We start from the raw sequence: 24,110 nt of genomic DNA on the forward strand, positions 1-24,110 counted from the left end.
CGCCCGACCGGGTCTGCGCCCATTGCCGGACGCGGCGCGACTGTCTATCTTGATTGACAACTGATCCCCGTGTCAAAGGCCGCTTTTCATGTCGCTTAATCACATCCGTCCGTGGCGCAACATTTATCGGCGCAAAAGCCGTCAGATCATGGTGGGCACTGTGCCCGTGGGGGGCGATGCACCGATCACCGTGCAGACGATGACCAACACGCTGACCACGGATGCCAAGGCGACCATCGCGCAGGTGCAGGCCGCCGCCGACGCGGGCGCGGATATCGTGCGTGTCTCCGTCCCGGACGAGGCCAGCGCAAAATCTATGAAGGAAATCGTGCGCGAAAGCCCGGTGCCCTTGGTGGCCGACATCCATTTCCACTACAAACGCGGGATCGAGGCGGCAGAGGCGGGTGCGGCCTGTCTGCGCATCAATCCGGGCAATATCGGTGACGAAAAGCGGGTGCGCGAGGTCATCAAGGCCGCGCGCGATCACAACTGTTCGATCCGCATCGGGGTGAATGCCGGGTCGCTCGAAAAACACCTGCTGGACAAATACGGTGAACCGACCCCGGATGCGATGGTCGAAAGTGGCCTTGATCACATCAAGATCCTGCAGGACAACGATTTTCACGAGTTCAAGATCAGCTGCAAGGCCTCGGATGTCTTCATGGCCGCCGCGGCCTATCAACAGCTTGCCGAGGCCACGGACGCGCCCATTCACCTTGGCATCACCGAAGCGGGCGGGCTGACCACGGGCACCATAAAAACGGCCATCGGCCTCGGGCAACTCCTGTGGATGGGGATTGGCGACACGATCCGCGTGTCCCTCTCTGCCGACCCGGTCGAAGAGGTGAAAGTGGGCTATGAAATCCTCAAATCCCTCGGCCTGCGCCATCGCGGCGTGAACATCATATCCTGCCCGTCCTGCGCGCGTCAGGGCTTCAACGTCATCAAGACGGTCGAGGTGCTCGAAGAGCGGTTGGCCCATATCAAGACGCCGATGTCGCTGTCGATCATCGGCTGTGTGGTCAATGGCCCAGGCGAGGCGCTGATGACGGATGTGGGCTTTACCGGCGGGGGTGCGGGCCACGGGATGGTGTATCTCGCGGGCAAACAAAGCCACAAGCTGAACAATGACGAGATGGTGGAGCACATTGTTGAGCAGGTCGAGAAGAAGGCGGCGGAACTGGATGCAGAAGCTGTGGCCGCCGGGTCACAAGCCGCAGAGTAAAACCATAAATTTTTCAGACACTTAGACTTATCGCGGATATGGCGCAGATGGGTTTGCTGCGACAATCGGCAATTATCCGCTTGCGTGCTTGGTACGCACTCCCGTACCGATGCGCGAGGAATGCATTTGGAATTGGTTCGCCCGTTGTTCCCGGGCAAGTGAAGGGAAATACTATGAAGAAGATCTTGACCACATTGGCTGTCATTTTGACGGCAGGGTCTGCGTCCGCGGCAAGCGTGATCTACGATGAAAGCGCGTCTGGTGATTTTGGCACAAACCCGGGAACCGACTTGGGCACAATCGGCCAGGGGGTGATCCTTGGCTCGATCGACGGCGGGTCCAGCGTTGTTTCTGGAACGGACGAGTTCGATACATTTTCGTTCACATTGACCGAGACGCTGAACTTCTCGATCATGATTCAGAATGAAGTGGCTGCGAGCTCTGGTTTCGTGATGTTTGCCCGGGCTGGATCGTCGATTGGAACATTCACCGAATCTTCGGTTCCTGCGTCCTTGGATGCTGGTTTTTATGCATTCCAACTGGCGCCAAGAGGCAACGAAGGATCGTTTGACTACACCGTCCAGTTCGGGGATGTGTCCGCCGTGCCATTGCCTGCTGGCGTGGCGCTCTATGCGCCGTTCGTTCTGGGGGCGGGTGCGTTTGCCGCGCGCCGTCGTCGGACCAAGCGGACCTGATCCGACACGGCGCCTCGCGGCACCATTGAAAAGTTTGAAAACGCGGCTGCCGGTCAGCCGCGTTTTTCGTCGACCAACGCCTGCATCTGGTCATAGGGCAGGTAGCCGCGCAGCAATTCGTCCTGCAGCACAAAGGTCGGTGTGCCCGAGATCTGCAGCCGTGTTGCCAGCGCGCGCGTGCGGCGGATTTCATCCGTCACCGCCTCATCGTCCATGCGCGCCTCGATCGCGTCTGCATCCAGGCCAAAGGTCGATGCCATACGTTTGAGCGTACGCAGGGTCACGTCACTGTTCATCTCCATCAGCGCGTCATGCAGGCCTCTGTAGGCGGCATCTCCCGCGATCTGCTTGGTCGCCACGGCAAAGCGTGAGGCCAGCAAGGACTGTTCGCCCAGGATCGGGAACTCCTTGACCACGAGGCGGATATTGCCGTCTGTTTCCAGCAGCTTGGCCACTTCACCATGGGCCCGCTTGCAAAAGCCGCAGCGGTAATCGAGGAACTCGACCAGCGTGATGTCCCCGTCCGGATTGCCCCCGACAAAGCTGTAGCCGTCGTTGAAAATCTCATCGGCATTGTCGCTCACAAGGGTCAGGTCCGCCTGCGCCTGTGCGGCCTGTTGGCGCTCTTCCAGAACCGCGACCGCGTCCATGATCACCTGCGGGTTGTCCATCAGATAGGCGCGGACCTCTTCGCGAAAGATCGCGCGTTCCTCATCAGACATCTGGGTCAGATCAAGCGCCTGCGCGGGCAGGGAGAGGCTCAGGGCCAGCAGACTGGGAAGGGCAAGTTTGCGAAACATGGGTTATCTCTTTCTCTTTGCGGCGCGTTCGGATGCAAGGAGCACATCATGCGCCCGTTGCCAAGGCCCGGAGCCTTCGGGCAGCAGGCCCGTCGCGCGTTTGGCGTGGATTCCGGCATCCTCAAGGCTACCGCGCAGGGCATAGCGTTCGGCCGTCACCAGCGAGGCCATGCCGTTGTTTCCGGTGCGCGCATAAGCCACCGACAGATCGCGCAACATCGAGCCGTCGCGAAAGTCGATCTGGCGCGCGCGTTCCAGCGCGGGCAGGGCGGCGCGTGCATTGCCGGTGGCCAGCAGCGCCCGCCCATAACTGGCCTGCAGCAACCCGTCACGCGGGCGCAGTTGAACCGCACGTCCATGCGCGTTTGCGGCGGCCGCGAATTGCCGGGTCTCCATCAGGATCTGACCCTTGAGGTCGTAGTAGAACGGATCACTGGGCTGCAGCGCGATGGCCTTGTCGATGGCCGTCAACGCCTTGCGGGTTTGCGAATTGCGGTGCCGCGCCATCGCCTCGCGCATCAGGGCCACGTCCCGGTATCCCGTGTCGCCCAGCCGGTTCAGCGTCCAGTTGGGGCGGCGCTGATAGGCGGTTAGCTTGCCCTTGGCGCGGGCAAACCAGTAATCCCACTTGGCCGAATCCGCCGAAGTCTGGTTGCCATAAGCCGCCGCGTACCCTTCGATTGCGCGCAGCCGGTCCCGGCTGAGCGGGTGCGAGCGCACGTAAGGGTCCTGACGTGCGGCGGACAGCACCTCTTGGCCACGAAACAGGCGAAACACATCCAGCATGCCCGACAGCGGAATGCCGGCGCTGCGCAGATACCGGGCGCCAGACTGGTCGGCCGAGCTTTCTTCGGCGCGGGTGTGGGTCAGAAAGGCGCGCATCGCGGCACTTTGCGACCCAATCGCGATGGCCCCTGCCGCCTCGCCGCCGCCTGCCGCCGCTGCAATCACTGCGAGCGCCATACCCAGCCCAGCGGCAGTGCGCGCGTTGCCCAGATTGGTCATGCGCCGCGTAATATGGCCATTGGCGATATGGGCGGCCTCATGGGCGATTACCGCCTGCAGCATCGCGGCATTCTCCATCCGCCCGATCAGGCCGGAATGGATATAGATCGCGTCATTGCTGACCACAAACGCGTTGAGCGTGCCGTCATTGACCACCAGAATCTTGGTGCGCGCCGCACTCAGCCCTGCCGCCCGCAGCACGGGCGCGGCCACTTGGGACAGCGCATATTCCATGTCCGCATCGCGCAGCAGCGACACCGCGCGCGCAGGCATCGCCAGCGCGAAAGTCAGGATCAGGATTGACGCGAGCCGCGTGACAGGATGAATGACCATGTACCGATCATAGGAGAGCCCATGCGAACCTCAAGACGCAGTGACGTCGATCCCTTTATCGTGATGGATGTGATGGAGGCCGCGCGCGCCGCCGAAGCTGCGGGCCGCCATATTATCCACATGGAAGTCGGTCAGCCCGGCACGGGCGCGCCGCAGGCGGCGATCCGCGCATTGAGTGACGCGATGGCGGCGGGGCCCTTGGGTTATACGGTGGCCTTGGGTCTGCCCGAACTGCGCTCCCGCATCGCGCGCCTTTATGGCGAGTGGTACGGGGTCGATCTGAACCCCGAGCGGGTGATCGTGACCTCGGGCGCGTCGGGGGGATTCATCCTGGCCTTCAACGCGCTCTTTGACAGCGGCGACCGGGTGGGGATCGGCGCGCCGGGCTATCCCAGCTATCGCCAGATCCTGCGCGGGCTTGGCTTTGAGGCGGTCGATCTGCCCACGTCCGATTCCAGCCGCTTGCAGCCAGTGCCGGATGATTTCGCGGGGCTCGACCTTGCCGGTCTGCTGGTTGCCTCGCCGGCCAATCCCACCGGCACCATGCTGAACCGGCCCGCGATGTCGGCCCTGATCGAGGCCTGCGCGGCGACAAACACCAGCTTCATCAGTGACGAGATTTATCACGGCATCGAATACGAGGCCAAGGCCGTCAGCGCGCTGGAACTCAGCGACGACGTCTATGTGATCAACTCCTTTTCCAAGTATTTTTCCATGACCGGATGGCGGGTTGGCTGGATGGTGGTGCCCGAGGCCCACGTGCGCGTGGTCGAGCGTATCGCCCAGAACATGTTCATCTGCGCACCCCACGCCAGTCAGGTCGCAGCCCTCGCGGCCATGGATGCGCACGAAGAGTTGCAGGTCAACATGGATGTCTACCGCACCAACCGCGCGCTGATCCTCGATGGCTTGCCCAAGGCGGGGTTCAGTCGCATCGCACCGCCTGACGGGGCGTTTTACGTCTACGCGGATGTGTCCGAGATCACGCAGGATTCGCGCGCCTTTGCTGCTGAAATCCTAGAACAGGCCGGGGTTGCCGTCACGCCGGGGCTCGATTTCGACCCGGTGCGCGGGCATACCACTTTGCGCTTTTCCTATGCCCGCAAGACCGAGGACATCGCCGAAGGGCTTCGGCGATTGACGGAATTCATGGCCGTGCGCGCATAGGGGATTCCCGTTCGGGCAGGGATGCACTAACGTGCCCGAAAAAAGCGGGCAATAAGCAATGCGGGCAGTTTTATCAGCACTCATGATCTGGCTCTGGGCGATCACGGCCAGCGCGCAGGACCTGTCGGGCCTTGCCCGCGTGGACATGGGCGCCAGCGGGGTCGAGGACAGTTGGTTTGGCAGCACCACGCTGTCCCTTGGCCTCAGCCAGGGCGTGCCGTTCCGGGTCTTTGTGCTCGACGATCCCGCCCGCCTTGTCGCCGATTTCCGCGAGGTCGACTTTGCAGGCGTCACCGCCGAGGCGCTGCTGGGCGAGACGACGCGCATCTCTTCCTTGCGCTTTGGCACGTTCAAACCGGGCTGGTCGCGACTGGTTGCGGACCTGACCGAGCCGATGCTGCCGGTCGAGATCGCGATGCCGGTGGACACCAGTTCGGGGCGCGCGGCCTTGTCCATACTGCTGGAATCAGTCGAGGCCGACGCCTTTGCCGCCCGCGCAGGCGCGCCCGTGAACCCCGACTGGGCGGTGCAGGCGGCCGCACCCCCGGTTGTGGTAGATGATGACAGCTTTGTCCTTGTGATTGATCCGGGTCATGGCGGGGTGGACCCGGGTGCGGTGCGCGACACCACCACGGAAAAGGAACTGATGCTGGGTATTGCACTGGCCTTGCGCGACGCGCTGCGCCGGGCAGGCGGGGTCGAGGTGGTGCTGACGCGCGAACGCGACGAATTTGTCTCGCTCACCGGTCGTGTGGCGCTGGCCCATCAGGTGGGCGCGGATGCATTTGTGTCTCTGCACGCGGATTCCCTGAGCGAGGGGCAGGCGCGGGGCGCAACGGTCTATACGTTGTCGGATGAGGCCTCTGATGCGGCCTCAGCCCAACTGGCCGCGCAGCATGACCGGTCCGACATCATTGCCGGGGTCGATCTGAGCGGAACGGACGATCAGGTCGCCTCCGTCCTCATGGATCTGGCGCGGGTCGAGACGATGCCGCGCACCCATGATCTGGCCATAGCCCTGATTGACAGCATGGGCGAGGCGGGCGGCCCGATGAACAAGCGCCCCCGGCGCGAGGCGTCGTTTTCGGTGCTGAAAAGTGCCGACATCCCGTCAGTGCTGGTCGAGGTCGGGTTCCTGTCGGACAAGCGCGACCTTGCCAACCTGCGCGACCCCGTTTGGCGGGCGGTGATGGTCGAGGCACTGGCCACTGGAATTCTCGCATGGCGGGATAGCGATCTGGCGCGCGCGCCCCTTGTGCGCCAATAGGCAGATATTGCAGGCAAAACACTTGCGTCATTAGGGCGTTCACATCGGCGGGATCGTGCCCCAGTTGGCTTTTGACGCCCTTGCGCGCGTCCCCTATGATGGGCACATAAAGCAACCTTATCAAAAACAGGTGCGAGCGGTCATGCTTCGGTTCATTTTGTCCTTCTTCGGCGGGATTTTCACGACACTCACCATGGGCATTGCGATGATTGCGCTGTCCGTGGGGGCGGTGTTCTGGATGTACGGGCGCGATCTGCCCAGCCACGAATCCCTGTCGCAATACCAGCCGCCGACGATCAGCCGCATCTATTCGGGCGAGGGGCGGATCATCGACGAATTCGCGCAGGAACGTCGCCTGTTCACCCCGGCCGAGACGATCCCGCCAATGATCAAGCAGGCGTTCATCAGCGCCGAGGACAAGAACTTCTACACCCACGAAGGTTACGATCTGCGCGGCATCGGGGCTGCGGCCTATGACGCGGTGCGTACGCGCGGTGCGGATGTGCGTGGCGCGTCGACCATCACGCAACAGGTGATGAAGAACTTTTTGCTCTCGGGTGACCGTCAGGCCGAACGCAAGATCAAGGAAATCATCCTGGCCGCGCGGGTCGAAGGGGCGCTGAGCAAGGAAAAAATTCTCGAGCTGTACCTGAACGAGATTTTCCTCGGCCAGAACTCCTATGGGGTGGCCGCCGCCAGCCAGACCTATTTCAACAAGAACCTTGATGAACTTGCTCCGCACGAGGCGGCGTTCCTTGCCTCGCTGCCCAAGGCGCCGTCTGATTATCACCCGGTTCGCCGCAAGGACCGGCTGCTGTCGCGCCGCAACTTCGTGCTCAAGGAGATGATGGAAAACGGCTATCTCGACGAGGTCACGTACGAGGAAGAGCGCAACATGCCGCTGCGCTCGGTCCAGAACGGGGACTTTTCCAGCTTTAAGGGCGACTTGCCGCCACGCGATTATTTCACGGATGAAATCCGCCGCCAGCTGAGCCAGGATTTCGGCGAGGGCGAGTTCTTTACCGGCGGCTATACCGTGCGCGCCACCATCGATTCCGAAATGCAGCCCATCGCGGCGCGTGCGCTGCGCAAGCAGCTTGAGGCCTATGACCGCGGGCGCGGCACATGGCGCGGCACCGGCAAAAAGATCGAGGCCGAGCAGATCGACAACTGGGCTGAGTTGCTGCCCGACATGAAGGTCGCACGCGACATTGATCTGGACGGCGTCTGGCGGCCCGCCGTGGTGTTGGAGGTCGCGGATCAGGAACTGCGTCTGGGCATCGAAGGCTGGAGCGACAGCGAGCCCGCACCTGTCGTGCCCCGCGAAGATATCAAATGGCTCAAGGGCAACTTTTTCGACAATTTCGAAATTGGCGACGTGGTGCATGTGCGCGCGATGACGGCGGACAATGGCGGCACGTTCCTGCGCTGGTCCTTGCGTCAGGTGCCTGAGGCACAGGGTGGTTTTGTCGCCATGGACGTGGATACGGGTCGCGTGATCGCGATGCAGGGCGGGTTCAGTTATCAGCATTCGGTGTTCAACCGCGCCACACAAGCCAAGCGGCAACCGGGTTCCAGCTTCAAACCCTTTGTCTATGCCGCGGCCCTCGACAGTGGCTATACGCCCGCAACAATCGTGGTCGATGCCCCGATCGAGATCAACACGCCGCAAGGCCTGTGGCGTCCGCGCAATTCGTCCAACAAGTTTTACGGTCCCACACCATTGCGCACAGGCATTGAACGCTCGCGCAACCTGATGACAATCCGTCTGGCCGAAGAGATCGGTATGGAAACCGTCGCATCCTACGCTGAACGGTTCGGGGTCTATGACAATATGGCGCCGTTTCTGGCCAACTCGCTGGGGTCCGAAGAGACGACGCTGTATCAGATGGTGTCGGCCTACGCGATGTTTGCCAATGGCGGCGAGCGGGTGCAGCCGACCCTCGTGGACCGGGTGCAGGACCGCTATGGGCGCACGGTCTATCGCCATGACGAGCGGACCTGCAATGACTGTACGCGTCTGGCCAGCCTTGATCCCGGCGTCGGGCCGCGCATCGCCTCGAACCGGGCGCAGATCATGGATCCGATCACCGCCTATCAGTTGACCTCGATGATGCAGGGCGTGGTACAGCGTGGCACGGCCTCGGGCTCGGTCAAGCTGCCGGTGCCGATTGCGGGCAAGACGGGCACGACCAACGACGCCAAGGACGTGTGGTTCATCGGCTTTTCCAGCAACATCGCGGCCGGGTGCTACATCGGCTACGACCAGCCCCGCAGCCTTGGGCGCGGTGCGTCGGGGGGTGGTATGTGCGGGCCGGTGTTCCAGGCCTTCATGTCCGAGGCTATCCAGAAATATGGCGGCGGCGCATTCGAAGTGCCTCCGGGTGGGTATTTCATCAAGATCGACCGCTTTACCGGCGCACGTCTGAGCGACAGCGCCTCGGGTCCCAACGTTGTGGCCGAGTATTTCCGCGAGGGGGAAGACCCGATCTTTGGCATCGCCTTTGACGGCGGTTTTGCCATGGGGGCCGACCTGCCGCTGTTTGAAGAGGCCGCCGCAGGCGGGCGACAGGTCACGACATCCACGGGCCGCAAGGCTGTTGTGGGGCCCAAGGCCAGTTTCGGATCACTGAGCTCCGGCGGGCTTTACTGAGGCGCACTGGCTCAGCCGGCGAGGGGGCCAGCCCCCCCCGCTGGCGCGCGTCCCCCGGAGTTTATCTCGCCAAGTGAAGGATGCTTGTGGCGCGCTTGGGCTTGGGCTATCTCGAGGCTCTGCGAGATGAGGAATACGAGATGCGCGCCGAAATTCAGAACATCGTGGCCGAGATCGAAAAGTCGGTGGAGTTGCTGGCGCAGCGTCTCGATATGGAAACCGCGCAGCATCGCCTAGAAGAATTCAACGCCCGTGTTGAGGACCCGAACCTTTGGGACAATCCCGAGGCCGCGCAAAAGCTGATGCGGGATCGCCAGATGCTGGTGGATGCGCTGGACGTGCATCGCCGCATTTCCCAGGATCTGGCCGATAATATCGAACTGATCGAACTTGGCGAGATGGAAGAAGACGCCGAAGTGGTGGCCGATGCCGAAGGCGCGCTGAAGTCGCTGGCGAAGCTCGCCGCCCAAAAAGAGCTTGAGGCGCTTCTGGATGGCGAGGCCGACGGCAATGACACCTTCCTCGAGATCAACTCGGGCGCGGGAGGCACTGAATCCTGCGACTGGGCCTCGATGCTGGCGCGCATGTATGTCCGCTGGGCGGAAAAGAAGGGCTACAAGGTTGAATTGCAGTCTGAGTCGGCCGGTGAAGAGGCGGGGATCAAATCCGCAACTTACAAGATCAGTGGCCAGAACGCCTATGGCTGGCTGAAATCGGAATCCGGCGTGCACCGCCTTGTGCGCATCAGCCCGTTTGATTCCGCCGCCAAGCGCCACACGTCCTTTACCTCGGTTGGGGTCTATCCGGTGGTCGACGACAATATCGAGATCGAGGTGAACCCGGCCGACATCCGTATCGACACCTACCGATCCTCCGGGGCGGGTGGTCAGCACGTGAACACCACCGACTCGGCGGTGCGCATCACCCACGCGCCCACCGGAATCGTGGTCACCAGTTCGGAAAAATCCCAGCACCAGAACCGCGATATCGCGATGAAGGCGCTGAAATCGCGGCTCTATCAGCTCGAACTCGACCGCCGCAATGCGGCCGTGAACGAGATGCACGAGAACAAGGGGGATGCGGGTTGGGGCAACCAGATCCGGTCTTACGTGCTGCAGCCCTACCAGATGGTGAAGGACCTGCGCACGAACTTTGAGACCTCCGACACCAAGGGTGTGTTGGACGGTGATCTGGACGGGTTCATGGCCGCGACTTTGGCGCTGGACGTGTCGGGCAAAAGCCGGGCCGAAGCGCAAGGCGACTGATTGCGCAGCCCTGCGCGGGCCAGTCACGCCGAGGGCTCGGCTTCGCATCCGCTCTCCCTTGATATTGCCAGACAAAACGTCAACCCTGCGGCACGGGACATGGCCACATCCACTCAGGCAGGGCTGTCGGCCTTTTCCCGTACGCCATGCGCTCCTCTTGACCGTGCGCGGTGCAGGCGGTGGCAACGGCAAAACCGGACCGGGGAGGATGTGATGATCGAAGCAGGAGCCCTCGCGCTGCGCGCGCATATGGATGCGGGCGACATCACGGCAAGCGATGTGATGGCCTTGACCCTGGCGCGGATCGAGGCGGCCAATGGCACTGTGAATGCGATTGTGTCCCTGCGGGACGCCGATGCGCTGATGGCAGAGGCTGCGACGGCGGATGCCAGCCCGAACCGGGGCTGGTTGCATGGCATTCCCATGGCCATCAAGGATCTCGCCAATGCCAAAGGCTTGCCCACCTCGATGGGGTCGCCGCTGTTTGCAGGCACGGTTGCACCGCAGGACGATGTGTCAATCGCCCGGTTGCGCGCGGCGGGTGCGATTTTCATTGGCAAGACAAACACACCGGAATTCGGGCTTGGCTCGCACAGCATCAACCCGGTTTTTGGCGCCACGCGCAATCCCTATGATCGAACGCGCAGTGCCGGTGGGTCGTCGGGCGGGGCAGGGGTGGCGTTGGCCTGCGGCATGCTCAGCCTTGCGGATGGGTCGGACATGATGGGGTCCTTGCGCAATCCGGCGGGGTGGAACAACGTCTATGGGATGCGGCCCAGTTGGGGGGTGGTGCCGTCCGAACCGGTGGGCGACAATTTCCTGCATCAACTCGCCACCAACGGGCCGATGGCGCGCAACCCGCGTGATCTGGCGGCACTGCTGGATACTATGGCGGGCCCCGATCCGCGCCAGCCGCACGGTGTCGCACAGCCCCCGAGTCTGCCACAGATAACCGGCGGTGCTACTGGCATGCGCATCGGCTGGCTGGGGGATTGGGGCGGCGCATTGCCGATGGAGCCCGGGGTGCTCGCGCTGTGCGAGAGCGCGCTCAACAGCATGGGCGATCTATGTGTGACGGTTGAGCCGCTGGCTGCCCCCTTTGACCGCGATGCGTTGTGGGAGGCGTGGATCACCCTGCGCAGCTGGTCCGTGTGCGGCGGGCTGGCCGATATCCATGCCGATCCCGCGCGGCGTGATCACCTCAAGGACACTGCCATTTGGGAGATCGAGCGGGGCCTTGCGCTGTCGGCGATGGAGGTGCACCGCGCCAGCGTGATCCGCTCGGACTGGTTCAAGGCGGCCGCTGACCTGTTTGACCATTATGACGTGCTGGCGCTGCCATCAGCGCAAATGTGGCCCTTTGACGTCGACATCGACTGGCCCCGCGAGATTGCGGGAACGACGATGGACACCTATCATAGATGGATGGAGGTGGTGATTGCCGCCAGCCTGATTGGCCTGCCTGCGGTCTGTGTGCCGGCAGGGTTTGGCGGGCCGCACGATCTGCCCATGGGTCTGCAACTGATCGGGCGGCGCGGCAGTGACGCAAAGCTGCTGCGGCTGGCTGAGGCCTGGCATGGCGCCACGGACTGGCCGGACCGCAGACCACCAAAACTGCAAGAAGGGGCCAACGGATGACACAGAGCAATCCCTATCCTGACCTGCCCGCAGGCGTGCCGCCGTTTCACGCGCCTCCCGAAGGGTTCGTGGCGCGGGCCTTGCGTCTGGGCTGGGCCGATTTCCGGGCGCGACCGGGCTTTGGTCTGCTGGCTGGTGCGGCGGCAGTGCTGGCCGGGTGGCTCCTGCTGGGGCTGACGCTCTGGGCCGGGCACACGTTCTGGCTGATCCTGGCGGTCTTTGGCTTTCCTCTGGTCGCCCCGCTCTGTGCGCTTGGCACTTACGAAGTGTCGCGCCGTCTGGGGGCGGGTGAGCCGGTGAGCCTTGGCGCCGTACTGCACCGTCTGCGGATCGAGCGGGGGCGGCAGATCCCGTGGCTGTCGATGCTGATGGTGGTGGGGCTGCTGTTCTGGTTCTTCCTTGGGCACATGATCTTTGCCCTGTTTCTGGGGCTGAAGCCGATGGTGAATGTCACGACCTCGCTCGATGTCTTTCTCAGCGCCGACGGGCTGATGATGATGGCGCTTGGCACGGTGGTGGGCGGGCTGTTCGCCTATCTGTTTTATGCGATGTGCGTGCTCGGCCTGCCGCTCTTGCTGGCGCGCGAAGTGGATTACATGACGGCAATCCTGACTAGCATGGGCCATGTGCGCAATCATCCAAAAGCGATGCTGCTCTGGGCTGTGGTGATCGTGGTGCTGCTGGGTCTGGCGATGCTGCCGGGCCTGCTGGGGCTGTTGATCATCCTGCCCTGGCTGGGCCACGCCTCCTGGCATGTCTATGCCCAGATGGCGGCCGGTGCGCGTTAAAGCGGGGTCTCGCGACCCATTGCGATCAAGGCCGCACGCAAGCAAGCCGTGTCAGGATGCCCTATTTCCAGCGCAAAAACATGTGCATGGGTGAGGTAAAAACCGCGCGCATCCTCGGTCTCGGCGCCATCCGCTGCCGTCTGGTACAGGGTCACCAACGCGTGCAGATCACCCGAGGCATGCGCGGCCAGCAGCCGCGTGTCCAGATCGCTCATTCCGCCGCGTGATCGATTGCGCGGTGCAGGGCCATGTGCTCGGCCACCCAATCGTGGAACAAATGGGTCGGCCCGTCCATCGCCGGGGAAAAGCGTCCCCCGTCAAAACCGGGCGCATGACGACCACGCTGCATGCCTTCAACGACAAAGATGTCCTCTTCGAACACCTCTTTCCACAGGGCGGTGTTTTTGACTCGCAAGGCCGGATCAGTGTCAGGCACGGCATAGAACAGATGCACATTCTCTACAGTTTCACCGGGCCCATGAGGAACCAGAATGATCGCAAAGGCATGATCGCGATGCACACCCAACAGCACGTTGGGAAAGGCGGTTATGTATTCTGCCGCCGTGTCCCACTTGGCGCTCAGCCCTTCGAAATCGGGAAACGTCTGTCCATCCTCGCCCGTTAACTGGCGATAGACGCGGGTGCCCTGACCGGAGAATTGGCCGGGTTGTTCGATGTGATAGTGATCCTCAAGCCGGGAATAGCTGTTCAGGCCCGGATGAATCCAAGGCAGGTGATAGCTTTCGCAGTAGTTTTCGGCCGCCAGTTTCCAGTTGCATTTGACCTCAAGCTGGAAGGCACTGTCCGGCCCCCCATGAAACAGTGGTTTGTCGAACTCGGACCAGCGGGCCAGCAGATCTGCATTGGCCTCTTCAAACGGCAGGGCCGCGCCGGACAGGTTGATCCACACTACGCCCAGCCAGATATGGCTGCGCACTTCGATCAGCCCCAGCAGGTCGCGGTCGATTCCCTCTACGGTGTTCTGGCCGGGGCCGCCCACATGGGGAGTCGAGACAAGGCGGCCTTCGGTCGAATAGCACCAGCTGTGATAGGGGCAGCGGATCGCCCCTTCGATCTTGCGCGGGGCATCGACAAGGATCATGCCGCGGTGACGGCAGGTGTTGTGAAAGACGCGCACCTGTCCCGCACGGTCGCGGATCAGCAACAGCGGCATGCCGAGAAAAGTCAGGGGTTTGGCATCGCCCGGTTCGGGCACATCGGCGGCTGCGGCCAGACCGGACCAGCCCGCCATCAACAGCGCGCTGCGCTCTTCCTCAAAGACAACCGGGTCAATGTAGTGGGCATTGGGCAATCCACGGGCCACATGGATCGGCTGACGCACGGCGTCGAGGTCGGTGTGGGACATGGCAGGCCTCCGGATGCTGTTTCAATCAGCATACCGGATGCGTGCGCCGTCATTTGTGCAATTTCGACCAAAACTTCCCATCCCCGACACGGACATGGTGGTCAAAGGGGTTAGCCGTGCAGTTTTTGGCGATCCGCCGGAGATGCCGCAACACGTGGTCCATGATCAACACGGAAGGGAATGACCTTGGCCGTATTGCTGACAACGTGGTTTTCCATCACGGGCACAGACCGCAAACCTTCGGACAGGGATGTTCCCGAATTTCTATGCTCAACGCGAGTGGGGTTTAGGGCAAGGCGCATGTTGCGCAATGTTTGAACATCGAATTCAACGACATCACCGACCTCGAAGAACGGCTCCGGCACATCGACCTTTTCGCGTCCCGACAAATAGGCCAGATCACCTTGATCCTCGCACCAGATGACTGCCTTCTGGTCAGAAGGATCGCACCACAGTATTATACCAATCATATTTCTACCCAAAGTTGGACTTTTACCATAAAACCCAATTTGACCCGTTTGAGATACGGTTAAGTCCGCAACGCACGCTTGCATTTTGTGTCCACAGGAGTATCGTTTGATTGCGTTTCGCGTCAGCTCTGACGCCATGTGGCGTCATTTCGCGAAAGCCAGTGTTTAACGAGCGTCATACACAGACTGTTCTGAAATATGCTGAAAATCGCGAAAAGGGACTAGAATGGCAGATACGCGCAGATCACCGGCGGAGTTGCGCAGTATGTTTGGTGCCAATCTGCGGCTTCTGGCGGAACCTTACCCTTCGATTTCCGAACTGGCGCGTCAGCTTGGCATCAACCGCACGCAATTCAATCGCTATCTGTCCGGCGAGAGTTTTCCGCGCCCGGACGTCCTTGCCCGTATCTGTGCCTTTTTCAAAGTGGACGCGCGCGTCTTGCTGGAACCCGTGGACACGATCGGGCGGGGCAATGACCCGCTGTCGGGGGCGTTCCTGCGCGATTTCGTCGGGGGCGGTGTGTCCAATATCGATGAAACTGTATTTCCGTCGGGCTTTTACCGCTTTTCCCGCCGCAGCTTCATGGCACGCGATCAGTTTGTCAGCGGGCTGGTGCGGGTTTTTCGCGAAGGGAATTGCACCTTCATCCGCGGTTACGAGGCGCGCGCCGCAATGGCCGCGCAAGGGCTCGGCACTGACAGAACAGCCCGCGAATTTCGCGGGTTGGTCTTGCGCCAGGAAGACGGCATTGCCGCACTGATTTCGCGCAAGGACGCAATGACCGCTTCGTTCAATTTCCTGAGCCGGGTCACGTCCTTTGAAAACAACTATTGGGTCGGCTATGTCGCCCGCACCGTGCGCGAAAGTGCTGAGTCAGACCGGGTCGTGCGGATGGTCTATGAGCATCTCGGCACCGGGATCGGCAAGGCCAAGGCCGCCGGCAAGACGTCAGGCTATTGCGATCTGAACGACCTCCTGCCGTTTCACCAGCGCCTGTTGCAGCCTGACGTGCAGTTCAGTTAATCGCCGCGGGGCAGGGCGGCGACACCGGTGCGCGCCACTTCGATCAATCCAAGCGGACGCATCAGATCGGCAAAGGCGTCGATCTTTTCCGGCGCGCCGGTGATTTCAAAGACAAAACTTTCCAGCGTGCTGTCCACCACATTGGCGCGAAAGATGTCCGCCAGGCGCAAGGCCTCGACCCGTTGATCACCCTTGCCGGAGACCTTGAACATCGCCAGTTCCCGCTCGACCGAAGGCCCTTCGACGGTGAGGTCATTGACCTTGTGGACGGATACGATGCGACCTAGCTGCGCCTTGATCTGTTCGATCACCTGCGGCGTGCCGGTGGTGACGATGGTGATGCGGCTCAGGTGACCCTGATGGTCGACCTCGGCCACGGTCAGGCTTTCGATGTTGTAGCCACGCCCCGAGAACAGTCCGATCACACGGGCCAGAACGCCGGGCTCGTTTTCAACCAGCACCGCAAGCGTGTGCTTTTCCTCAACGTCCGAAAAGGTGGGGCGCAGGTTGTAGGCGGAATGGCTCGTGGAGCCTTTTTTGAGTTTTAGGGCTGACATTTGCTTTTCCTAGTTTCTCCAACTTTGCCCGAGGGCTTCGTCAAACACATTTTCGGCAGCTTCCATTGAGCCTTCAGTTGAGCGGAATTCGAACAAGTTTCTGTGACCGTTGCTTTGACACCAAGAGACAAAATCATAGAAATCGGGAATTGCATTCTGCCCATGTTCCACACCTGTCTCGCGTGCCCAATCAAGGGCAAGCGAACGTATCATTTTGAGCGCGTCAGCTTTTTTCATTGTTAAACCAACACACTCCCCTTGGCGTCGATCACGCCCTGCGTTTCCGCCTCGCCCAGCAGCATCTCGTTATGCGCCTTGCCCGATGGGATCATGGGGAAGCAGTTCTCGTGCTTTTCCACCAGACAGTCGAACAACACCGGGCCGTCGTGGTTGATCATCTCCATGATTGCGTCGTCCAGATCATCCGGGTCGGAACACAGGATTCCCTTGGCCCCAAAGGCGTCGGCCAGCTTCACGAAATCGGGCAGGCTCTCGGACCACGAATGCGAGTAGCGCTCGCCATGCAGCAATTCCTGCCACTGGCGCACCATACCAAGGCGTTCGTTGTTCAGGATGAACTGTTTGACGGGCAGGTTGAACTGCATCGCCGTGCCCAGTTCCTGCATGTTCATCAGCCACGAGGCCTCACCCGCCACGTTGATCACCAGCGCATCCGGATGGCCCATCTGCACCCCGATGGAGGCGGGGAATCCATAGCCCATCGTGCCAAGCCCCCCGGAGGTCATCCAGCGGTTTGGGTCTTCAAAGTTCAGGTATTGCGCAGCCCACATCTGGTGCTGACCGACCTCGGTGCAGATGTAACGGTCGTGATCCTTCGTCAGCGCCTCAAGGCGGGACAGGGCGTATTGCGGCTTGATCACCTTGCCCTTCTGTTCGAACTTGAGGCAGTTGATCTTTTTCCACTCATCAATCCGCGCCCACCACTTGTCCAGGGCCTCCGCGTTGGTCTTGCGCCCGCGCGATTTCCACACCTTCAAAACGTCCTCAAGCACGTGGGCCACGTCGCCGACAATCGGGATGTCCGCCTTGATCACCTTGTTGATCGAGGACGGATCGATGTCGATATGCGCCTTTTTGGACTTGGGTGAAAACGCATCGATGCGCCCCGTGATCCGGTCGTCAAAACGGGCGCCGATATTAATCATCAGATCGCAGTCGTGCATCGCCATATTGGCTTCGTAAAGACCATGCATACCCAGCATGCCGATCCATTTCTCGCCCGAAGCAGGATAACAGCCGAGCCCCATCAGGGTCGATGTGATGGGAAAGCCGGTTGCCTCCACCAGCTCGCGCAAGAGCTGACTGGCGGCAGGGCCGGAATTGATCACGCCGCCGCCGGTATAAAAGATCGGACGCTTGGCGGTCTCAAGGGCGGCCACCAGTTCGGTGATCGCTTCCATATCGCCCTTGACCTGCGGTTTGTAGTGCGAGGTCGAAGGTTTCTTGGGCTGATAGGTGCCGGTGGCGAATTGCACGTCCTTGGGGATGTCGACCAGAACCGGGCCGGGGCGCCCCGCAGTCGCCACGTGAAAGGCCTCGTGCAGTACGCCCGACAGCTTGTCGGTCTCTTTCACCAGCCAGTTGTGTTTCGTGCAGGGGCGGGTGATGCCCACGGTGTCGGCCTCCTGAAAGGCGTCCGAGCCGATCATGAAGGTGGGCACTTGGCCCGTCAGAACGATGATCGGGATACTGTCCATCAGCGCGTCCGTCAGACCCGTCACCGCATTGGTGGCACCGGGACCTGAGGTCACCAGACACACGCCCGGCTTGCCGGTGGCACGTGCATAGCCTTCGGCGGCGTGCACTGCGCCCTGTTCATGGCGCACAAGGATGTGGCGGATAGAGTTCTGCTGAAAGACCTCGTCGTAAATGGGTAGCACGGCCCCTCCGGGGTATCCGAATACCGTGTCCACACCCTGATCAATCAGGGCCTGAACCACCATTTTCGCTCCGGTCATTTGACGTGTCATATCCGCGCGCTCCGCGTTTTTCGGTTTCGTTCAAGCAAAAAAAAGCCCCCGGGTTTCGGAGGCGCATGGGGATCGTTCTGGAGTTCCGTTACCGGCCCATGCGCGTGTACCTGTTGATGACGACAAGTAGTGTCATTGACCCATCGGCCCTTTCGTTGCGTGAGCGGACATTATGCGGGGGGAAAATGGGCGTCAACAGGCAAACGCCCGAAAAAAGTGTCTCGAGGGCAGAATATTTTGACATTATGTTGCGCAAGATACGCTTTTGTCGCAAGAACCGTAAATTCAGGCGGTGATGTGCCCGACTTGCCCACGGTCAGGAGCCATTCACCCCGCGTCACAGGCGCCAAATCCGGTAAATTTCAGGGGTTTGGGCCATGCACCGAAGTGGGGTTCACATTACAAGTTTCCGGCACTGCCAAGATGAAGCGGATTTGGTGTCTTGTCGAATTGACAGGTTGCCTGTCAAGCCACTGGTGCAGGATGAGCGGGTCGTGACCCTAGCGGCTGTCCGTTCCGCCTGCCATTTTCCGGATGTCAGCCCCTGCGGTCACCGCCAGATGCTGGATTTCCTCGGCCAGCGACTTGAACTCGACCGCGATCACGCCAAGGCCGCGCCCGGCATCGCCAACCCGCGCCGCCTCGACCGAGGCGTTCAGCGACACAAGCCGTACATGCTTGCCGATATGTTCGAGCCGCGTGAGGGTTCTGGAAATGGCGGCTGCGGCGGACTTGGCGGCCATGACCTCTTGATGCCGGTTCTCGTCGAGATGGGCCCAAAGGCCGTCGCAAAACCCGGTCACCTTCTCAAAAAAACCACTGCGGCCATAGGCCTTGTGCGCCTCAAGTGCGACGCCAAGGTCGGTCTGATTGTCCGTCTCTGCCGCGCGCAGGATGTCACCTGTCAGATCGCGCGTGCGCCGGAAGGCGGCAACCGCGTCCGGGTTTGCAGCGCCATGCTCTGCAATCCATGTGCAGATTTCCGACGGCACCTCGTCAAGCGGGTCGCGCCCGGTCAGGATGGTGCAGAGCCGGTCCATTTCGTCAAATTGTTCCCGCACCACCCCACGCCAACCGGCCCGCGTCTTGTCATCCTCGGGATGCGTCGGGTGGGGGCGGTAGAGATAGGTTGCAAACAATGCCACGCGAATGGTCTTGGCCCGCGACGTCGCGATCAGATCAATCGCGGTCCGCCGCTGCGCAAACAGGGCAGCGGGATCATCAGGCGGGGCTGTGTCAAAGCGGGGCATCTGTGTCATGGGCGGACACTACCGTCAGTGCTGTAAACAAACCGTTATCCGCGCCCCATCAAAGCGCATTTCCGGTGCCCTGCAACACCCCGTGTTCAAGGGCATAGCGGGTCAGCCCGGCGGTCGAGGAAATGCCGAGTTTGCGTTTGATATTCTTGCGGTGGGTTTCGACCGTGCGCACCGAAATATCGAGGCTGGTGGCCACGTCCTTGTTGGACAGGCCTTGGGCCAATTTCAGCAGAATGGTCTGTTCGCGCCCGGTCAGTGCCCCCGGAACATCTGCACTGCGCGGGGAAATCGCGCCCTTGGCCCCGGTACACAGATAGCGCTCGCCGCGCATCACCGTCTCAATCGCCCGTGCGATCTCGTCTGTGGGCACGTCCTTGAGGATATAGCCCATCGCGCCGTGGCTGAGGGCGGAGGAGATATATTCCGGACTGTCATGCATCGACAGGATCAAGACCCGCGTGCCGGGGCGTTTTTCCAGCACCAGTTCGGTGGCCGTCAGCCCACCCATGCCGGGCATGTTCAGATCCATCAGGATCACGTCCGGGTTCAGCTCTTCCAGCTGTTCGATCACCGCCCGGCCCGTGCCAAGGGTGCCGACCACTTCAAGGCCCTCGTGATCTTCGAGAACGGATTGCACGCCTTGCGCGACCATCGGGTGGTCATCGACGATCACAACGCGGGTCAGGGGGGCAGGGTCGGGGGTCGTCATGCGCGGGCGCGCTCCTTGTCTGTCAGGACGGGGTCGGGGTGAGAGGTGTCGGGCTTGGCCGGGTCAGGGGGCAGCAAATGGGACAGGGGCACTGTCACTTCGATCACCGTGCCGCCGCCCGTGCCCGTGGCGCTCGACAGAATGCGGAACTGCCCGTCAAGCTGTTCGACCCGCTCGGCCATATTGCGCAATCCGATGCCATTGGCGCGCTGGCGGCGGGTGCGGTCCAGCCCCACACCATTGTCCGAAATCCGCAATGTCGCCCCGCGCTTGTGTCCGCGCAGGTCGACCGAGACCTTGCTGGCATCGGCATGGCGCTCGATATTGGTCAGGGCCTCCTGGGCGATGCGGTAAAGGGCGATCTTGGAATCCGGGTCCAGCCGGTTGCGGAACACAACGGTGTCGAATTCCACTGCAATCCCCGTGCGTTGGCCGAAATCCTCGACCAGCGCCTTGAGGGCAGGCCCAAGGCCCAGATCGTCAAGCACACCGGGGCGCAGATCGCGGCTGATTCGGCGGACCTCGGAAATAGCGGTGCCGAGGTTGTCGATGCCTTGCTTGAGCGGGGATTCCACGTCGCCATTGCCCTTTTCCAGCCGCCGCCGCGCGCTGTCGAGCGCATAGCGCACGCCCACGAGGATCTGGCTGATCCCGTCATGCAACTCGCGCGCCACGCGCCCGCGCTCTTCTTCCTGCGCGTCGAGCACCCGCTGGGTCAGCTTTTTCAGCTTGGCATCGGCCAGACGGCGTTCGCGGAAATTGAGGGCCATGCCGGAGGCGAAAACCAGCAACAATGCGGCCAGCGTGATGCCGGAGATATAGTAAAACGTGCGCTCCACCCGGGCCTCGACCTCGGCGCGGGCCGCCGCAACCGTGGCCAGCACGTCATCGATGAACACGCCGGTGCCCACCGCCCAGCGCCACGAGGGGAACGAGGTGACATAGGTGATCATCTCGGCCTCTTGCCCGGTGGTCGGCTTGGGCCAGAGGTGGGTCAGGTATCCATCGCCCTGCCGGGCAATGTCGATCAGGTTGGCCACAACCGGCGTGCCCTGACTGTCGGTCAGATCAAGGTGGTTCAGGTTGATCATTTCGGTCTGGCGGGGACTGACCAGATTGGTGCCGTCATAGTCATAGACGAAAAAGAACCCCTCATCGCCGTAGATCATCGCCGACAGGATCTGGGCCACCTGATCCTTGGCGGCCTGGTCATCCGGAGCGGCAGAGCCATAGATAAAGTAGAACCCGTTGCGGGCTTGCGTTACGTAATTGCGCAATTCCCGCTTCTTGGCCTCGATCAGCTGGGTCTCAAGGGCGAGGATCTCGCGTTCGGCCAGCGCGCGGGCCTGCACCGCGACAAGGGCGGCAATGGCCGCCACCGCCAGAACCAGCGGTATGGCGGCCACAAGCGCCAGCTTTTGGGCATAGGTCAGGCGCAGGTTGGGAAACAGGTCTCGCATATCCTTTGCGATACGACGAAAGGGGCGCGAATCAAAGAGGTAGCACCCCAATTGGTCGCGCTAACAGAGTTTCGGCACGCATCAAAACGCCCGAAATTGGTGCAAAAAACTGACCAGAACGGGGCTTTTGCGGGTTTTCTACGCAGTACTAGGTATTCCCAATCTGGCCGCCCTCGCTAGTGTGGCCACACTCGAAACGCTCGCCGTGCCGTGCGCGGGATGCGTTCATCATATTTGGGAGGAGTATCTCTATGGATCGTCGTTCTTTTCTGAAGACGTCTGCACTGGGTGGCACCGCTGCCGCCACCACACTCGCTGCACCGGCCTATGCCCAGGGCAAGCGCACATTGACCATGGTCACATCCTGGCCACGCGGCTTTGCCGTTCTGGACGATGCCGCCAGCTACCTTGAGCAATTCGTTGGCGCCATGTCCGACGGTCAGCTGACCATCGACAAAAAAGCACCCGGCGAACTCGTCGGTGCGTTCGAAGTGTTCGACGCCGTGTCCTCGGGGCAGGCGGACATGTATCACTCGGCTGACTACTACTTCATCGGTCAGCACCCGGCCTATGCCTATTACACAGCCGTTCCATTTGGCGGCACCGCGCAAGAGGTGACCAACTGGTACGAGCATGGTGGCGGTCAGGAACTGCACGATGAACTGGGCTCGATCTTCAACCTCAAAGGCCTGCTGGCGGGTAACTCCGGTTCGCAGTCCGGTGGCTGGTTCCGCAACGAGATCAACTCGGCTGACGACTTCAACGGCCTGAAATTCCGTATGCCCGGTCTGGGCGGTAAAGTGCTGGGTGTGCTGGGTGCGTCCGTGCAGAACATCCCCGGTGGTGAACTGTACCAAGCGCTGTCCTCCGGTGCTCTGGACGGTCTTGAGTGGGTTGGCCCGATGGCCGACGAACGCGCCGGCTTCCAGGAAGTGGCGAAAGTCTACTACACCGCTGGTTTCCACGAGCCGGGTTCGGCGCTGGCGGCCAACGTCAACCTCGACGTCTGGAATGACCTGACGCCTCAGCATCAGGCCATCCTGCAGAACGCAAGCCGTGCAACCACCTACTACCAGCTGTCCGAGACACTGGCCAACAACGGTGCCGCACTGGCGCGTCTGCAACAGCAAGGCGTCAAGACCCTGCAGTTCAGCGACGATGTGTGGGATGCGTTCGGCGCGGCCTCGAAAACCGTCATGGACGAGAACATGGGCGACGAGCTGTTTGCACGCACCCGTGCGTCCTTCGAGGAAAGCCTTGCGACATCGGCAAGCTGGATCAACAAATCCGACGGCTACTATGTCGAACAGCGCGTGCGCGTGCTGGGCGGCTAAGGCCCGACCAACCAAGACCGCGGGGAGCCCCAGCACGGGGCTCCCGGCACATAAAAGATGACGGGGATCGGTTTGCGCGCCATAGTTGAGCGAACCGTGGAGGGGCAATCACATGGAAAACGAAAACGGCGCCGAGGCGGTCGGCTTCTTTGCGACATTTTTTGATGGCCTGATCTGGTTTTTTCAAAGCCTTGCGCTTGGCTTTTACAATCTGGCCTATGCGATCACCCATCCGGCCTCGTGGCTGGACTGGCTGACCTGGGCCAACACCACCGAAGACAAGGAATCGCTGATGCGATTTGTCTATTACGGTGGATCAACGGAATTCTTCTTTGTGGTGCTGGCGGTGCTGGTGACCGTGATCGGGGTCGGCATGTGGCGCAACGCGTTCATGTGGGGCTGCGTGCGCGTGCTCGAAGGCTTTGCCAACGGCACCGGGCGTCTCTTTGCATGGGCCGGGCTGCTCATGGTGCTGCAACAGATCGTCATCGTCTTCATGCAGCGGATTTTTACCCGGCCAGACATCTCGTTCGGGTTCGGCATTCCGCTGCAATTCGACATCTCGTGGTTTGCCGAGGAACTGAAGCTCTATAACGCGATGGTCGTGTGCCTGTGCGTCACCTACACCTTTGTGCAGGGCGGCCATGTGCGGGTCGACCTGATCTATGCGGCCGTCAGCCACCGCGCCAAACGGATGATCGACATGATTGGGTCGATCATCTTCATGGTGCCCACGGCCGTTCTGATCTGGCTTTATGGCTGGTATTTCCTGTGGCGCCACCTGATCACACCCAACCCGGCGGCCAGCTACGACCTTGAGCGGCTGTTGCGCACTTCGCGCGCCGTGCGCTGGAGCGTCGAGACCATCGGCTTCAGCCCCAACGGGTTCAACGGGTATTTCCTGTTCAAGATCCTGCTGGTGTCCTTTGCCGGTCTTGTCTTCCTGCACGGCGTCGCCTTCTTCATGCGCTCATATCTCGAGTGGAAAGAGGGTGAAGAGAGCGAAGGCAAGTACATGGATCGCGACACGCTGGGCGACGGCGAAGAAGCCTATGAGGGCACACACTGATTTTGCGTGACGGACCGGGCGCCGCCCGGGCCGCG

General features: G+C 61.5%; 22 protein-coding genes. 11 read left to right on the top strand and 11 right to left on the bottom strand.

Annotated elements, in window-relative coordinates; all coding sequences use genetic code 11:
* Nucleotides 1-88: 88 nt before the first annotated feature.
* A complete protein-coding gene (ispG, locus tag Q1A89_RS17225) occupies nt 89-1,225 on the top strand; it encodes a flavodoxin-dependent (E)-4-hydroxy-3-methylbut-2-enyl-diphosphate synthase (RefSeq protein ID WP_299731156.1) in 1,137 nt (378 codons plus the stop codon).
* A gap of 47 nt (nt 1,226-1,272) precedes the next feature.
* A complete protein-coding gene (locus tag Q1A89_RS17230) occupies nt 1,273-1,920 on the top strand; it encodes a hypothetical protein (RefSeq protein WP_299731159.1) in 648 nt (215 codons plus the stop codon).
* A 53-nt stretch (nt 1,921-1,973) separates the two neighbouring features.
* Here Q1A89_RS17230 and Q1A89_RS17235 read toward each other — a convergent pair whose 3' ends face one another.
* Nucleotides 1,974-2,720: a DsbA family protein gene (locus Q1A89_RS17235; RefSeq protein WP_299731162.1), complete on the bottom strand. Its 747-nt coding sequence runs from the start codon at nt 2,718-2,720 to the stop codon at nt 1,974-1,976.
* Between the two features lie 3 nt (nt 2,721-2,723).
* Nucleotides 2,724-4,058, bottom strand: a complete 1,335-nt coding sequence (locus Q1A89_RS17240; RefSeq protein ID WP_299731165.1) for a M48 family metalloprotease — start codon at nt 4,056-4,058, stop codon at nt 2,724-2,726.
* 21 nt (nt 4,059-4,079) lie between these two features.
* On the opposite strand from Q1A89_RS17240, the gene Q1A89_RS17245 reads away from it, so the two are divergent.
* The 6 genes from Q1A89_RS17245 to Q1A89_RS17270 all read left to right on the top strand — a co-directional run bounded on the left by Q1A89_RS17245 (nt 4,080) and on the right by Q1A89_RS17270 (nt 12,836).
* Complete coding sequence (locus Q1A89_RS17245; protein WP_299731168.1) at nt 4,080-5,225, top strand: aminotransferase class I/II-fold pyridoxal phosphate-dependent enzyme; 1,146 nt, start codon at nt 4,080-4,082, stop codon at nt 5,223-5,225.
* A gap of 82 nt (nt 5,226-5,307) precedes the next feature.
* Nucleotides 5,308-6,492 (top strand): N-acetylmuramoyl-L-alanine amidase, encoded by a 1,185-nt coding sequence (locus tag Q1A89_RS17250; RefSeq protein ID WP_299731171.1) that lies wholly within the window; start codon nt 5,308-5,310, stop codon nt 6,490-6,492.
* 142 nt (nt 6,493-6,634) lie between these two features.
* Nucleotides 6,635-9,145 (top strand): PBP1A family penicillin-binding protein, encoded by a 2,511-nt coding sequence (locus tag Q1A89_RS17255; RefSeq protein ID WP_299731174.1) that lies wholly within the window; start codon nt 6,635-6,637, stop codon nt 9,143-9,145.
* Nucleotides 9,146-9,285: 140 nt separating this feature from the next.
* Nucleotides 9,286-10,410: a peptide chain release factor 2 gene (prfB, locus tag Q1A89_RS17260; protein WP_299731957.1), complete on the top strand. Its 1,125-nt coding sequence runs from the start codon at nt 9,286-9,288 to the stop codon at nt 10,408-10,410.
* A 99-nt stretch (nt 10,411-10,509) separates the two neighbouring features.
* Nucleotides 10,510-12,048: an amidase gene (locus Q1A89_RS17265; protein WP_299731177.1), complete on the top strand. Its 1,539-nt coding sequence runs from the start codon at nt 10,510-10,512 to the stop codon at nt 12,046-12,048.
* Entirely contained in the window at nt 12,045-12,836 is a 792-nt protein-coding gene (locus Q1A89_RS17270) for a DUF2189 domain-containing protein (RefSeq protein WP_299731180.1), read from the top strand. Before Q1A89_RS17265 ends, Q1A89_RS17270 begins: the two co-directional genes overlap by 4 nt.
* On the opposite strand, the gene Q1A89_RS17275 is transcribed toward Q1A89_RS17270, so the two are convergent.
* From Q1A89_RS17275 to Q1A89_RS17285, 3 genes are all read right to left on the bottom strand, one after another.
* On the bottom strand, nt 12,833-13,051 hold the full coding sequence (locus tag Q1A89_RS17275) for a hypothetical protein (RefSeq protein ID WP_299731182.1): 219 nt from the start codon (nt 13,049-13,051) through the stop codon (nt 12,833-12,835). The genes Q1A89_RS17270 and Q1A89_RS17275 overlap by 4 nt on opposite strands.
* Complete coding sequence (locus Q1A89_RS17280; protein WP_299731185.1) at nt 13,048-14,202, bottom strand: SRPBCC family protein; 1,155 nt, start codon at nt 14,200-14,202, stop codon at nt 13,048-13,050. Before Q1A89_RS17280 ends, Q1A89_RS17275 begins: the two co-directional genes overlap by 4 nt.
* A gap of 110 nt (nt 14,203-14,312) precedes the next feature.
* Nucleotides 14,313-14,810: a hypothetical protein gene (locus Q1A89_RS17285; RefSeq protein ID WP_299731188.1), complete on the bottom strand. Its 498-nt coding sequence runs from the start codon at nt 14,808-14,810 to the stop codon at nt 14,313-14,315.
* A gap of 88 nt (nt 14,811-14,898) precedes the next feature.
* Here Q1A89_RS17285 and Q1A89_RS17290 point away from each other — a divergent pair, with 88 nt between their 5' ends.
* Nucleotides 14,899-15,696, top strand: a complete 798-nt coding sequence (locus Q1A89_RS17290) for a helix-turn-helix transcriptional regulator (protein ID WP_299731192.1) — start codon at nt 14,899-14,901, stop codon at nt 15,694-15,696.
* Here Q1A89_RS17290 and ilvN read toward each other — a convergent pair.
* From ilvN to Q1A89_RS17320, 6 genes are all read right to left on the bottom strand, one after another.
* Nucleotides 15,693-16,253 carry an acetolactate synthase small subunit gene (gene ilvN / locus Q1A89_RS17295; protein WP_299731195.1) on the bottom strand — a complete coding sequence of 187 codons (561 nt, stop codon included), beginning with the start codon at nt 16,251-16,253 and terminating at the stop codon, nt 15,693-15,695. The two genes, Q1A89_RS17290 and ilvN, sit on opposite strands and share 4 nt — an antisense overlap.
* Before the next feature lie 9 nt (nt 16,254-16,262).
* Nucleotides 16,263-16,490, bottom strand: coding sequence for a hypothetical protein (locus Q1A89_RS17300; protein ID WP_299731198.1), 228 nt, complete (start codon nt 16,488-16,490; stop codon nt 16,263-16,265).
* A 2-nt stretch (nt 16,491-16,492) separates the two neighbouring features.
* Entirely contained in the window at nt 16,493-18,244 is a 1,752-nt protein-coding gene (locus Q1A89_RS17305; RefSeq protein ID WP_299731201.1) for an acetolactate synthase 3 large subunit, read from the bottom strand.
* A 500-nt stretch (nt 18,245-18,744) separates the two neighbouring features.
* Nucleotides 18,745-19,503 (bottom strand): methyl-accepting chemotaxis protein, encoded by a 759-nt coding sequence (locus tag Q1A89_RS17310; RefSeq protein WP_299731204.1) that lies wholly within the window; start codon nt 19,501-19,503, stop codon nt 18,745-18,747.
* Between the two features lie 49 nt (nt 19,504-19,552).
* Nucleotides 19,553-20,212 carry a response regulator transcription factor gene (locus Q1A89_RS17315; protein ID WP_299731207.1) on the bottom strand — a complete coding sequence of 220 codons (660 nt, stop codon included), beginning with the start codon at nt 20,210-20,212 and terminating at the stop codon, nt 19,553-19,555.
* Nucleotides 20,209-21,672, bottom strand: a complete 1,464-nt coding sequence (locus Q1A89_RS17320) for a cache domain-containing protein (RefSeq protein WP_299731210.1) — start codon at nt 21,670-21,672, stop codon at nt 20,209-20,211. The genes Q1A89_RS17315 and Q1A89_RS17320 overlap by 4 nt, the downstream gene beginning before the upstream one ends.
* 251 nt (nt 21,673-21,923) lie before the next feature.
* On the opposite strand from Q1A89_RS17320, the gene Q1A89_RS17325 reads away from it, so the two are divergent.
* The gene (locus Q1A89_RS17325) at nt 21,924-23,006 is read left to right on the top strand and encodes a TRAP transporter substrate-binding protein (RefSeq protein ID WP_299731213.1); all 1,083 of its coding nucleotides are present in this window, start codon (nt 21,924-21,926) and stop codon (nt 23,004-23,006) included.
* A 112-nt stretch (nt 23,007-23,118) separates the two neighbouring features.
* On the top strand, nt 23,119-24,075 hold the full coding sequence (locus Q1A89_RS17330; RefSeq protein ID WP_299731216.1) for a TRAP transporter small permease subunit: 957 nt from the start codon (nt 23,119-23,121) through the stop codon (nt 24,073-24,075).
* Nucleotides 24,076-24,110: the final 35 nt, after the last annotated feature.

This window comes from uncultured Tateyamaria sp. (assembly GCF_947503045.1).
Classification (GTDB): domain Bacteria; phylum Pseudomonadota; class Alphaproteobacteria; order Rhodobacterales; family Rhodobacteraceae; genus Tateyamaria.